Origin of the sequence: Pseudomonas sp. 3-2 (genome assembly GCF_019710535.1) — a bacterium.
Taxonomy (GTDB): domain Bacteria; phylum Pseudomonadota; class Gammaproteobacteria; order Pseudomonadales; family Pseudomonadaceae; genus Aquipseudomonas; species Aquipseudomonas pharyngis.
The window spans coordinates 6,339,757-6,352,662 of the sequence record NZ_CP081200.1; the positions used below are offsets into that span (position 1 = coordinate 6,339,757).

At 62.5% G+C, this 12,906-nt stretch carries 7 protein-coding genes; 6 read left to right on the plus strand and 1 reads right to left on the minus strand.

What is annotated here, in order from left to right; genetic code table 11:
• Positions 1 to 10 precede the first annotated feature (10 nt).
• On the plus strand, positions 11 to 4,603 hold the full coding sequence (locus K3819_RS28905) for a dermonecrotic toxin domain-containing protein (RefSeq protein ID WP_221398358.1): 4,593 nt from the start codon (positions 11 to 13) through the stop codon (positions 4,601 to 4,603).
• Positions 4,604 to 4,618: 15 nt separating this feature from the next.
• On the opposite strand, the gene K3819_RS28910 is transcribed toward K3819_RS28905, so the two are convergent.
• Positions 4,619 to 6,172 (minus strand): PLP-dependent aminotransferase family protein, encoded by a 1,554-nt coding sequence (locus K3819_RS28910; protein ID WP_085612429.1) that lies wholly within the window; start codon positions 6,170 to 6,172, stop codon positions 4,619 to 4,621.
• A gap of 92 nt (positions 6,173 to 6,264) precedes the next feature.
• Here K3819_RS28910 and K3819_RS28915 point away from each other — a divergent pair, with 92 nt between their 5' ends.
• The 5 genes from K3819_RS28915 (at position 6,265) to K3819_RS28935 (ending at position 12,876) form a co-directional block, all read left to right on the plus strand.
• A complete protein-coding gene (locus K3819_RS28915) occupies positions 6,265 to 6,888 on the plus strand; it encodes an FMN-binding negative transcriptional regulator (protein WP_221398359.1) in 624 nt (207 codons plus the stop codon).
• Between the two features lie 10 nt (positions 6,889 to 6,898).
• Positions 6,899 to 7,345, plus strand: a complete 447-nt coding sequence (locus K3819_RS28920) for a GNAT family N-acetyltransferase (protein ID WP_221398360.1) — start codon at positions 6,899 to 6,901, stop codon at positions 7,343 to 7,345.
• A gap of 12 nt (positions 7,346 to 7,357) precedes the next feature.
• Positions 7,358 to 8,029: a GNAT family N-acetyltransferase gene (locus K3819_RS28925; RefSeq protein WP_221398361.1), complete on the plus strand. Its 672-nt coding sequence runs from the start codon at positions 7,358 to 7,360 to the stop codon at positions 8,027 to 8,029.
• 222 nt (positions 8,030 to 8,251) lie between these two features.
• Positions 8,252 to 11,209, plus strand: coding sequence for an autotransporter domain-containing protein (locus K3819_RS28930; RefSeq protein WP_221398362.1), 2,958 nt, complete (start codon positions 8,252 to 8,254; stop codon positions 11,207 to 11,209).
• A gap of 593 nt (positions 11,210 to 11,802) precedes the next feature.
• Positions 11,803 to 12,876: an autotransporter domain-containing protein gene (locus K3819_RS28935; protein ID WP_409348314.1), complete on the plus strand. Its 1,074-nt coding sequence runs from the start codon at positions 11,803 to 11,805 to the stop codon at positions 12,874 to 12,876.
• Positions 12,877 to 12,906 lie beyond the last annotated feature (30 nt).

Here is a 12,906-nt window from a genome sequence, read left to right on the forward strand (position 1 = left end):
GATCTGAACCATGACTGAAACCGCCGCCGGCACCACGCCTGCCTCTTCCCCGTTTTTGCTCGAACAGAGCCGGCTGATCGATCTGATCAGCCAGGGCCCGACGCTGAATCAGGTGGCCTCGACGCTACTGCAACAGGCGCTGGGAAAGCACTATGCACACCTGCAGATCGACCCCGATCACACCATGCTCGCCACTCCGGTTTGGCGCGACGATGAACAAGGGTTCGCGATCGAGTCTTTCCGGTTCGAATCCCTGACCCACGCGCTCATCCGACAGAGTGTCGAGAAAACCCGAGCGAACCTGATCGAAGGCGAACATTTCCTGACGGTCACGCCGGACGCCCAACCGGCCACTCACCTGGCCGTCGACATGGATGAGCTGACATCGCTGCTCAACGAGCACGCCGCATTCTTTTTCATCGCCTTCGCACAGCAACAACTCGACTACTGGAATGGAACCGGCGCACATCGCCCCCGCTGGCAGGAGCTGTCCGACACATTGAAAACCGCCGTGGACGTGCAATCCGCTGTTGGCTGGGATGCCGACGCCTGCGCCCTTGGGCAGTGGGTGGCCAACCATCCGGAAAAGCCCATGCGTCAATCGACGCTAAACGGATTCAGCCAGATCCGCGCCTGCCTGCTGGATATCGACCTGGTCGAGGGCTCGAACACCACCCACTTGACCATCGCAGGCGCGATCGTGCTGACCGCGACCGTCAAACAGCGCGAACGGTTTTTGATGTACACCATCGGCGCCGGCCACGAATCGTTTTCGTCCCTCGCCGAACTGGGAGAGTCACTGCCCGGACGCCTCGACCTGGACCTGAGCGGGCGCAGCCTCGAGTGGCGACTGGTGGAGCCGCAGGAGAACATTTTCGACAGTTGTACGTGGGCATTGGTGAACATTCAGCTGGACGACATCAAGGCCCTTGATCCCGCCAACCGCCCCGTCGTTCCGACTGCCCTTTCCTCGCCATCGCACAACAGGCATTTAAGCGGCAGGGACCATGCCCGGCTCAGCCAGTTGAACCGGGCCATTCCCAAGTGGCTTTACACAGGATCGATCCGTGATTTTCAGGCTTACACACGCTACATCGTCGAACTCGGAAGGCTTCATAAGGAGGAACCGAGTGATAACGTCGGACAGCCTCTGCTTTCGATCAAGTCCTACGCCCAACAACAGATGCGCGAGGCGATTGTCGCCGACAAGGCTGCCGAAGACGCCGCCTCGCTGCCGCTCGACGATCTGCAGATAACCGTCACTCACAGCTTCGAGGTTGCCGGCCTGACCCTGCCCAACCCGCTGGAGCAGGAACATCAGACCCTCGGCGAGTTCGCCCTTGAAAACACCACGCCGTATCTCGCCAGCGTCGCGTTCACCAATGGCCATGGCGTGCCGGCATGGTTGACCGTCGACTACCTGACGCAGATGGCAGAGCAGGTCGATATTGGAGGCCATTATCCGGCACTGATAAAAAAGGCACTGATCGACGACCCGCAACAGGCCACCCGCCACAGGGCCCGCTACCGGCGCCAGCTGCCGACCCTGTTGCCGCTGTTGGCCCTGGAGTGCAAGCTCCGGCATCGAGGCGATGTCGACGAGCGCGGTTACACGTATATCTGTCAACTGATGGCATCCATCAGCGCGGGGCAGTCCGACACCGAGCCCGGCGTGTACATCCGCCCTTTGGCCTTCAGGCCTCGATTCCGCTTGAGCAACGTGACCGACACGGTGGCCAACACGTTCATCATCGGGCCGCGCGAGCCGGAGCTGGGCCCCTGTCTGCTTTACCGGCCATTGTCGGACACCCCGCTGCGGCAGTTCGCTTCGCCGCAAAACCTGCTCTACGCCATTTATCAGCCTGGAGAGTTGCGAGACTCGGTGCTGGCCTGGCTGGCCAGCCCGTCGCTGAGTTTCGAATACGCCCAGTTTGTTTTTTCCAGCGGCATTCCGTCACCCTGGATCATTCCCCGGATGGCGTTCGAGCCCTTTATCCACTTCGACTTGATCGGCCCGATCGGACTGGACGATACGCCGCTGACCGGCGATATCCTCGACGCCCTTCACACTGCCAACAGCCAGGCGCTGGCCGAACTGGCCGACCGCCAGTCAGTCTCCAACAGCGAACGTCGGCGAGCCTTGCTCGCGAACAGCGGCTGGGCGGTGTTCAGTATCGCGTCCAATTTCATGGTTGGCGCAGCAGGCACCGCCGTGTGGGTCTGGCAAACCATCGAACAGATCCAGCAGGCAATCGATGCCCGGGAACAGGGAGACACACTGGTGGAGTGGCGCTCCGTCGGAGACATCCTGCTGACCCTCGGCATCATCCTGACGCAGCACATCGCCACGCTGCGCAGTCGTACGCCCCTGGCGCTGTTCGAGACCTCGGCTGAACAGACACTGGAAGAGATGCCCGCCGTTTCCGGTACTTTCCCGCCAACGCCGCCGACCATCCGTTTCAACGCAAACGCCATGACCGACGTGATTGCCCCGAACCATCTGTCGAGCGTCGAGCCAGGCACTCTGGTACGCCCGTCGACCAGCGCCGGATTCACGGCCATGCTGGAGCGTTTCCAAATACCCGAACCGGATCTGGACGGACATTCGATTTCCCCGGTCAGCCACCTCTACACCCTCGGCGACCGGCTATGCGCACGCGTGGGAGCGCGCTGGTTTCAAGTGACGGCCCCCGACAATGAACCGGTCTGCATCGTAGACCCGGCCGACCCTTCGCATACCGGCCTGGCCATCAAATTCGATGACACGCTGGGTGAGTGGCACTGGGACCCGAAACTGCGACTGCGCGGAGGCAGCCCGACCGGGCGAATCGAGGCGCTGCGGCGCGCCAAGGCGCAAAACAAGGAAAAAGCCTGGACGGCCCTTCATCAGTTCATGGCGCAGGAAGTGACCCGCAAAAACGCCGTGAGCAGCGCCCTGCTCGAGTTGCCACGGGACGGTTCCTCGAGTGAATTCGAACCCAGGGCCCAACGCTACCTGGCGTTGGCCGAGGCGCTGGGTGACGAATACACCCAGGCGCTCGGACACCTGGAAACCTGGCGTCAGAGCGGAGGCGGTGGCGTGTTCTATCAGTCCCAACTGATGCGCCTGACCGCAGAACAACACCGATGCCTGGGCGGTGCACTGCGCCTGCAGATGCGTGTCTATGCACAAATGACCGAAAAATTCGCCAACAGTGCAAGCACAGATATCTCCCTGTCACGGGACGAACAGATCGATATCACCACCCGAGCCACGGCACTGAGCGACCAGATGATCGCCCGACGGCAGGTTCTGCGTCAGTCGCTGGACACCCTGGGACAACTGGCGGGGATTTCGAGCAAAGTGGGGCACGATCTGGAACGGCTGCTTCCGGCGTTCACCGATCTGGACCTCAAGGCCAACGAAATCAGCATGGCTTACGAATGGTGCGTGCGCGAACAGCCCGGCCCGGCCATGGAAGATGCCCGAGAAGCCGTCAACCTCATCACCGGCAACGCTTCGACTGCCAGCCATGACCTGATCGAGCTGACCAGGGCTGAACCCGTCGCCGGCGGGCAGCGCCAACGAATCGAGCAATTGGCCCGCTTGAACGACCGCTTCGCCAGCCTCGCGCAAGAGATCGAGCAATTGCCCGCCGCCCACCCGGGACTGTTCGTGCAGGCGCGACTGGATCGCATCCATGAGCTGATCGGTGAATTCCATGCGTTGGCCGGAGCGCGTCTGGTCGCAGAACTACCGGAGCGCACCGAGCAGCCGGTCGTGTCCGTTTCGCAGCCGGGACCGTCGACGTCGAGACCCAGGGTGAAGGTCAGCAAGAGCCGCCCTCGTCAGGGCGCCAGCGAATCGTCACGCGAGAGCGAAGAGTCCGGTGCCATCAGGGAAATCCCCTTTATCAAACTGTCGCGTTCGCGGCTCCCCAAAAAATCCGATGCCGTCGATGTCATCGCGCGGGCATTGGAACTGAATCTGAAAATCAACGAGTTCAACCGTACAACCCGGGAAGATGCCAAACGTCCCGGCCGCATTCCAGCGGACATTCGTGACATGTTCGAACAGCAATCGGTCAGGCTCACGCAAACGGCCAGCGACGTCGACGCTGCGCTCGCAGCCCAGCAAAGGGCTGGGCGCCCCCCTCTGCCGGTGGCCTCTCTCAGTCAGGAACTACGCAACGGAGCGCAACGCACCCGGACCGAAGGTATCAGCACCTATGCCGCGATGCTCAAGCAACGCAAACCCCGGGAGGCGTACTTTCACTGGCTGTATGACAACGGGCTGGTGGAGGTGGTCAAGGATGAACGCGGACGCATCCGCACCCGGCAACGCGGGGATTATTTTCAGGAATACCGGATCCTCGACAAAGCCCGCAATAATGAACCGCTCTGGGTGGCGCATTTCCATTACGACGCCCTGAAGGACCCCGACGCGAAATACACCACCGCCCACCTCAAACCCGCCGAGCCCTACTTGCAAACGCTCGACGCGGCGACGCGGCAATCCTTGAGCACGTTCGATGCGGTCGAGAATGCGCTGCGTAAAATTGTCGATCCGGTGGTTCGGGACCTGTTCCTGAAGCCGCAGCCCCGCGACCCGGTCGACGATTGAAGTCACGTCGCAGGCTCACACCCGCCAGGCCCGGCGCAAACGGCCCAGCGCCGAATCGATCGCCGGCTCCGGGACGGCGGCGAAACCCAGCACCAGACCGGCTCGCCGATCGAGCGGGGTCAGCGAGTCGGGCAGCCAGTAGTTACTCAATCCGCTGATCTCAACCTCTATGCTGCGCGCCAGTTCGATCAGCTGGCGCTCGCGCTCGACGCTCTCCACCGGCACCGTCAAATGCAGGCCGGCGGAGACCGCGGGCAGCGGGCCGACACCCTCGACCTCCTGCGGCCAGCCACTCATCAAGGTGTCGCGCCGGCTCAGGGCGGCTCGGCGCATCCTGCGGATATGCCGCTGAAAATGGCCGGCGGCCATGAACTCGGCCATCACCGCCTGAGTGCTGACTTCGGAATGCCGTACGTCTACCGCGCGACGTTGCGAGAAAGCCTCGACCAGGCCCGGCGGCAACACCAGATATCCCAGGCGCAAGGCCGGAAACGCCACTTTGCCGAAAGTACCCACGTACAACACCCGTCCTTGCCGGTCGAGTGCAGCCAGAGGGGCCAGTGGCGCACCGGTGTAGCGGTACTCTCCATCGTAATCATCCTCGACGATCCAGCCCTGAGTGCGCTCGGCCCAGGCCAACAGTTCGAGACGACGGGCCAGGCTCATGACCACTCCGGTCGGGTATTGATGGGACGGCGTGACATACGCCACCCGGCAGTCTTCGGCGGCGGCCAGGGCCGTGCAGTCGATGCCCTCTTCGTCCACGGCAATGCCATGCAATCGACCACCGGCCAGCGCGAACGCATGACCCGCTGCGCGATAGCCGGGATTCTCGATGCCCACCCCGGCGCCCGGTTCCACCAGCAACTGTGCACAAAGGCTGATTCCCTGTTGTGCGCCACTGGTGATCACAATTTGTTCAGCCGAGCACTGCATACCCCGCGAACTGCGCAAATAAGCGGCAATCAGACCGCGCAGGCGCGCATCGCCTGCCGGATCGCCGTAACACAGCTGCTGCAAATCGGGTTTGCGCCAGAACGCCGCGTTCAGCTTGGCCCAGACGTCGAACGGGAACAGATCGAAGGCCGGAACGCCGACCCGGAATGCTCGCGGCGGACCGCTTGGTGGCGTCGGTAAATGGTTCTGTTCAAGCCGCTGCAACGCACCGCTGTGGATAACTTTGCTGGATAAATCACCAGTGGAATCTAACGAAATTGTGGATAAGGCTGTGGGTAAGCCTGTTGAAAACCCTGTGGATACTTTTGTGGATAGTTTTTTCGCGGGCGCCAGCGATTGCGGTAATTGCGCCACGTAAGTGCCGTCCCCGACCCGCCCTTCGATAAAGCCTTCGGCATACAACTGATCGTAGGCACGCACCACGCTGTTGCGGGAAATCGCCAGTGCTGCCGCCAGATCACGGCTCGCCGGCAACCGCGTGCCGCTGGCCAGGCGCCCGTCGAGTACCCGCAGGCGCAAGGCCTGGTAGAGCTGACGGCTCAGGCCTTTGCGGCGGTCGAGTTCGATACCGGCAGGGTTGAACGGCAGCGACAGTGTGGTCGGATCGGGCATGACAATGGACCTATGAAATTGGTCATCAATGGCTCTTACAACAGACCAATAGCCTGCCTACGATGCAGGCATTCGCCAAGGAAGTTTTCTCCATGTACACACCCCGCGCCTTTGCCATCGACGACCTGTCCCAACTGCACGAACTGATCCTCGCCACCCGCCTCGCCATATTGGTCAGCCACGGCGAGCAAGGCTTGCAGGCCAGTCATGTGCCGGTGCTGCTGCATCGTGAACAAGGTCCGAACGGTACGCTGTACGGGCATCTGGCCAAGGCCAATCCGCAGTGGAAAGACCTGCGCGACGGCGCCGAGGCCCTGCTGATTTTCCCCGGTGCCGATGCCTACGTCAGCCCGGGCTTTTACCCGAGCAAGGCCGAGCACGGCAAAGTCGTGCCAACCTGGAACTACGTCGCCGTGCACGCCTACGGTCACGCCGAAACCTTCAGCGATGGCGGTCGGCTGCTGGATATCGTCAGCACCCTCACCAATCGCCATGAAGCGGGCCGCGCCCAGCCCTGGTCGGTCGACGATGCCCCGGCCGATTACATCGACGGCATGCTCAAGGCCATCGTCGGGTTCGCCATTCCGATCGATCGCCTCGAAGGCAAGCGCAAGCTCAGCCAGAACCGCAGCGCCGAAGACATCGCCGGCGTGCGCGAAGGCCTGGCTGCCAGCTCCGACATCAACGATCAAACCCTCGCTCACTTGATGCGTTAAGGAAATCACCATGAGTCAGATCGATATCCGCCCGGTCAGCGCCGCCGATCACGCGGCCTGGCTGCCGCTGTGGCAGGCCTACCTGCGCTTCTACAACACTGAATTGCCGGACGCCGTCAGCGAGAGCACCTGGCAGCGCTTTCTCGACCCGAACGAACCGACCCACGCCGCCCTCGCCTGGGCCGGCGGCAAAGCGGTGGGCATGGTGCATTTCATCTACCATCGTTCGAACTGGAGCATCGAGAACTCCTGCTACCTGCAAGACCTGCTGGTGGAGCCGCAAACCCGTGGCACCGGCGTCGGTCGCCTGTTGATCGAACACGTCTACGCCACGGCCAAGGCCGACGGTTGCTGCAAGGTGCACTGGCTGACCCACGAAACCAATGCCACGGCGATCCAGCTCTACGAGCGCATCGCCGAACGCCCGGGTTTCATCCAGTTTCGCAAAGCCATTTAAGGAGCCACGCGCATGACCATTTCTCTCGCTGACTGGAAAGGCGTGCCGCCGCCCTCGACCACCCTGATCGAAGGCCGCTTCATCCGCCTGGAAAAGCTCGACCCGGCGCGCCACGGCGACGACCTGTTCAATGCCCTGCAAGGCCCCGGCGCCGACCCGAAGCTCTGGGATTACTTGCCCTACGGCCCGTTCCTGGAACGCAGTGCCTTCAATGACTGGCTGAACAACCACGCCGCCCACAGCGATCCGTATTTCTTCAGCGTCATCGACCGCGCCAGCGGCCAGGTGCAAGGCATCCTCAGCCTGATGTCGATCGTCCCGGCTCAGGGCCGCACCGAAATCGGCCACGTCACCTTCGGCGCCCCGATGCAGCGCTCGCCGAAAAGCACCGAGGCGGTCTACCTGCTGGCCAGGGAATCCTTCGCCCTCGGCTACCGCCGCCTGGAATGGAAATGCAACAACGGCAACGCCCGCTCCAAATACGCGGCCGAGCGCCTGGGCTTCAGCTTCGAAGGCGTGTTCCGCCAACACATGGTGGTCAAGGGTCAGAACCGCGATACCGCGTGGTACTCGATTCTGGATTCGGAATGGCCGGCGATTGCGGCCGGGTTCGAACGTTGGTTGAGCGATGAGAATCAGACGGCGGATGGGCAGGTGAAGGGGTTGGTCGAGTGCCGCGGTTGAGCCAGTGAACGTAGAAGAGCGCAGCCTGCGGCATCTCATTCAAGCGATGTCCAAGGCTGCGATTTCGACTCTGCACCACCGTCGGATCTGCAATGAATTGCAGATGAACGTCCAAATCTGAGGCCTGAACTGCAAAAGAATGCACATAGGCCGTACATCATTCTGTAAAAACCCTCCGCTATACAGGACGCCCCCGCTTATAACAAAAAGGACGTTCTGCCCATGCCCTTCCCGCCCCAGCGCCTGTCGCTTGCCATTGCCCTGCTGATCGCCACCAGCGCCGCCCACGGCAAGACCGTGCAGATCGACACCGCCACCACCGCGTCGCAAACATTGGGCGGTAAAGACACACTGACGATTTCGGCGCCGGGCAGCATCACCAACAGCGGCAAGGCTGTGAGCCTCAAGGACGGCACCAGCGGCGTCGGTGTGATCATCAATAACGCCGGCAAGATCATTTCCAGCGGCGGCCGGGCTATCGACAGCAGCGGCGATCTGACCCAGGCACGCAACTACGCGATCTACAACCGCAGCGGCGGGCAGATTCTCGGTTCCAACGACGCGATTCGCATCGACAGCAACTTTGTCAGCGGCAGTCTGTTGATCGACAACAGTGGCACCATTCGCTCGACCACCGGCCAAGGCCTCGATCTGGATGCGTTGCGCAGCGACGGGGTAAAAACCACGATCATCAACCGCGCGGGCGGGCTGATTCGTGGCGACGCCAGCGACGGCATGAAGACCGGCGCCAATGCGACCATCAGCAACTACGGCGAGGTCTCCACCGGTGACTCGCACAACGCCGACCAGAAATTCGACGGCATCGATATTGACACCGCGACCGGCGTCAGCGTGACCAACTACGGCGTGATTTCCGGCGGCCGCCATGGCATCACCACCGACCTGGGAGCGACGCTGGTCAACTACGGGCAGATCACCGGGCGCAACGGCTCCGGTTTCGGCTCCGATGGCGACGGCACGGTGATCAACCACGGCACCATCACTGGCGCGTATTCCGGGCTGCAACCCAATGGCGACGGCGACGGCGTGGACATCGACAAGATCGCCCACATCGAAAACTACGGCACCATCCAGGGCGTCGGCGCCGGCGGTGTGGACAAGGGTGGTTTCGCCAATGGCAGTGAAGGCATTGCCCTGGGCGGCGGTTACATTCTCAACGCCAAGGATGCACTGATCAGCGGCGCCAACAGCGCCATTCTGGTAGATGACGGAAGCGGCGGTGCAGGGCTGGCGGCCACCACGCTGGAGAACTACGGCACTATCCAGGGCCTCAACGGCTTCGGCGTGAAATTCGTCGGAGAGTTCGCCGACAGCGTGATCAACGGCGGCACGATCAGCGGCAGCAACGGCCTGGCGCTGGACCTGGGTGGCGGCAATGACAGCCTGACCCTGCGCAGCGGCAGCCGCTTTGTCGGCGTGGTCGACGGTGGCAGCGGATATGACCGCGTGGTGATGGACGACGCGGCGGGCGGCAGCTTCGGTGCCAGCCGCAATTTCGAATGGCTCGAGATCAAACAAGGCGCCTGGACGCTCACCGGCAGCGGCGACTTCAGCGACGGCGGTGCCGTGCGCAACGGCGCCACTTTGGTCAACCAGGGTGGCATCGCCGGCAACCTGACCGTGGACGCCGGTGGTGTGTATGCGGGTGGTGGTTCGGTGGGCAACCTCAACGTCAATGGCACGTTGCGCACCGACACCCGCCTCGGCACCGCGACCATCGTGCACGACTTGAACATGGGCGGCGCATCCACCCTCGCCTACGGCGTCAACGCCGATGGCAGCAGCGCACCGGTTCAGGTTGGCGGCACGGCCAACCTCAACGGCGCGACGCTGGCGGTCAATCCCGGTAGCGGCACTTATCCGTGGCAGAGCCATTACACAGTGCTGCAGGCAGCGCGGGTCAACGGCACGTTCGGCGCGGTCACCAGCGACTACGCGTTCCTCACGCCGACCCTCGCCTACACACCAACGCAGGTCGACCTGACCTATACCCGCAATGACGTGGCCTTCAATGAATTCGCCGCCACCGGCAACGGCAGCAACGCCGCCAACAGCCTGGCCTCGATCGGCAAGAACAATGCGCTGTACAACGCCCTGCTCAACACCACTCAATCCAGCGCGGGCGCGGCCATCGAGCAACTGGCCGGCGCCAGCAACGCCAACCTCACCAGCGCCACCCTCGGCGCCAGCAGCCAGGTTGGCAGCAGCATGCTCTCGGCCATGCAGCAAATGGGTGGCAGTCCCGGCTTGATGGTCGGTCTTGATCAGCGTGATACGCCGATCCTCGCGGCTAACGGCGTTCCGTCCGAAGCTCGAAACCTTAATGACCCGAATGCCCGGGGCCGGCTCTGGCTGCAGGCCATCGGCGGCTACGGCAAGCTGGATGGCGAACACGGCAGCAGCGGTCTGGAACAGCGCACCAAGGGCAGCGTGCTCGGCGCCGACTGGGCGCTGAATCCACAATGGCGACTGGGCGTGCTCGGCGGCTATTCGAAGACCGACCTGGACGCCACCGGCGTCGACGGCAATGTCGAGAGCTGGCACGCCGGCGTTTACGCGCTGCATCAAAACGGCCCGCTGGCCCTGCGCCTCGGCGCGGCGTACAGCGGCCATCAGGGCGAAAGCAAACGCACCATCGCATTCAATGGTTTCAGCGATCGTCCCAAAGGCGATTACGACGCCGACAGCCAGCAAGCCTTCGCCGAACTCGGCTATGCCATGGGCACTGGCCGGCTCAGCGCCGAACCGTTCGCCAGCCTCGGCTACCAGCGCTATCACCGCGAGCGCTATCAGGAAAAGGGCGGCGCGGCGGCCTTGCAGGTCGACAGCCAGACTCAGGACAACTTCAGCAGCACCTTCGGCGTGCGCCTGGCGCACCTCGGCTCGCTGGACAATGGCATGAGCCTGACCCCGCGCATGGCCGCTGGCTGGAAGCACACCTACGGCGATGTCAGCAGCTCGACCCGTCAGGCCTTCGTCGTGGGTGGCACCGCATTCAGCGTCGATGGCAGTTCACTGGATCGTGACAGTCTGGTGCTGGAAGCAGGGCTGGATCTGGGCGTTTCGGCACGACATACGCTGGGGCTGGGATACAGCGGCGAGATTGGCAGCAACAGCCGTAATCACGGGTTGATCGGGCAGTGGCAGATGAGTTTTTGAGATTTCGCCAATCCGGATTTCAGCGGGCGTTGTAGGTAAAGGCGTCTGGTCGATCGGGTAATCATGGCGGGTTCATTACCTGCCAGCGCCCGGGCTACAAAAGCAGGCGTCATCGCCTGCATCCGACTCGGAATTGCCCGGCATCGGAGGACCGGCGTCGACTTTTACAGTTTGGCCTCATTTCACCTGAGGCGAACGGAATGCCCATTCAATGCAAATACAAGCTCCAACATCTTGTCCTGGCGGTTGCGCTGGCAGTCGGTTGCGTGGAATTTTCTCTGGCGGAGCAGTCGGAGCCCGACGTGCCGGTGGTGAAAGAGGTGAAACCCAAGAACCCGCGCAAACCTAAGGACAAACCTACTCCACTCAAGGTCGCTGAAGAAACAACGCGTGAGGAAAGGATCGCTCCACCCTTGGAAAAAATCCCCGTCAGCACCGAGATTCCCGTGGTACCCGCTCACCCAGCCGACGACATTCCATCCAAAACAGTCGCCACGACAGAGAGTGGCAGCGCGCTCGAAGAAAGCCTGGAAAAACCAGCGCCCTTACCGGAACCGGTCCTGGCCGAAACGCCCGCAGCTCAACAAGCCCCAGTGGCTGACCAGCCACCGTCAACGGACTCCCCTTCACCACCGGGCAACTCAGCCATTGCGGCCGTGCTCGCCGCCGACGAAACCACGGCCGCCCTTGCCCTCGATCAACTGGCCGGTGGCAGCAACGCCAACCTCGCCAAGGCAACCTTGAGCAGCGTCACACCGGTCAGCGCCAGCTTGCTGTCGGCCATGCACCAACTCGATAACCTGCATGACAATCAACCAAACGCACCCCGCCACGCAGCCGGAAACGCTGAGAGCGGCAGGGTCTGGCTGCAGGCCCTCGGCCACAGCGGGAAACTGGATCGCGATGTGAAGCCCATGCAGCATTCCACCAAAGGCCTGCTGCTAGGTGCGGACTGGCGCCTCGACGAAGAATGGCGCCTGGGCTTGATGGGCGGCACCTCCGACACGCGCATGGACAGCAAGGAACTGGACGGCGATCTCGACAGTTGGCACCTCGGTGCCTACGCCTTGCGCCAGACCGGTCCGTTGTCACTTCGGCTCGGCGCAGCCTGGAGCAACCATGAAGGCAGTACCCGCCGCGAAGTCGCGTTCGGCCGCTTCCATGACCGACTGAAAGGCAACTACCAGGCCAGCACCCAGCAAGTGTTCATCGAGTCGGGATACAACCTGGGTCGGGCCAACGTCAGCATCGAGCCATTTGCCAGCCTCGGTTACCAACGCTACCAGCGCGACGGCTACACCGAGAAAGGCGGTGCGGCGGCGCTCAAGGTTCATGCTCAATCCCAAGGCAACTTCAACACCACCGTCGGCCTGCGCATGGCGAAAGTCAGCACGCTGGATAACGGCATGCGCCTCACGCCACGATTCAGCGCGGGATGGAAACATGTTTATGGCGAGACCGACACCAGTACCCGACAACGTCTGGTCACCGGTGGCCATGACTACACCGTTTATGGCGCAGAGCTGGACCGCAACAGCCTGACGCTGGACACCGGGCTTGATCTGGCCGTCTCGGCCAACCACACACTCGGTATTGGCTTGTCGGGTGAGATCGGTACCGACAACCGAAACCACGGCGTATCAGGCCAGTGGCGAATGGCGTTCTGAGCCCAGACTGGCTGCTGCCGCACGTTGCGG

Excerpts from the sequence above, each read along its gene's own strand:
- K3819_RS28915 (WP_221398359.1), top strand. The coding sequence starts at position 6,265 with ATGTACACACCCCGCGCCTTTGCCATCGACGACCTGTCCCAACTGCAC.
- K3819_RS28920 (WP_221398360.1), top strand. The coding sequence starts at position 6,899 with ATGAGTCAGATCGATATCCGCCCGGTCAGCGCCGCCGATCACGCGGCC.
- K3819_RS28905 (WP_221398358.1), top strand. The coding sequence starts at position 11 with ATGACTGAAACCGCCGCCGGCACCACGCCTGCCTCTTCCCCGTTTTTG.
- K3819_RS28930 (WP_221398362.1), top strand. The coding sequence starts at position 8,252 with ATGCCCTTCCCGCCCCAGCGCCTGTCGCTTGCCATTGCCCTGCTGATC.
- K3819_RS28910 (WP_085612429.1), bottom strand. The coding sequence starts at position 6,172 with ATGCCCGATCCGACCACACTGTCGCTGCCGTTCAACCCTGCCGGTATC.
- K3819_RS28925 (WP_221398361.1), top strand. The coding sequence starts at position 7,358 with ATGACCATTTCTCTCGCTGACTGGAAAGGCGTGCCGCCGCCCTCGACC.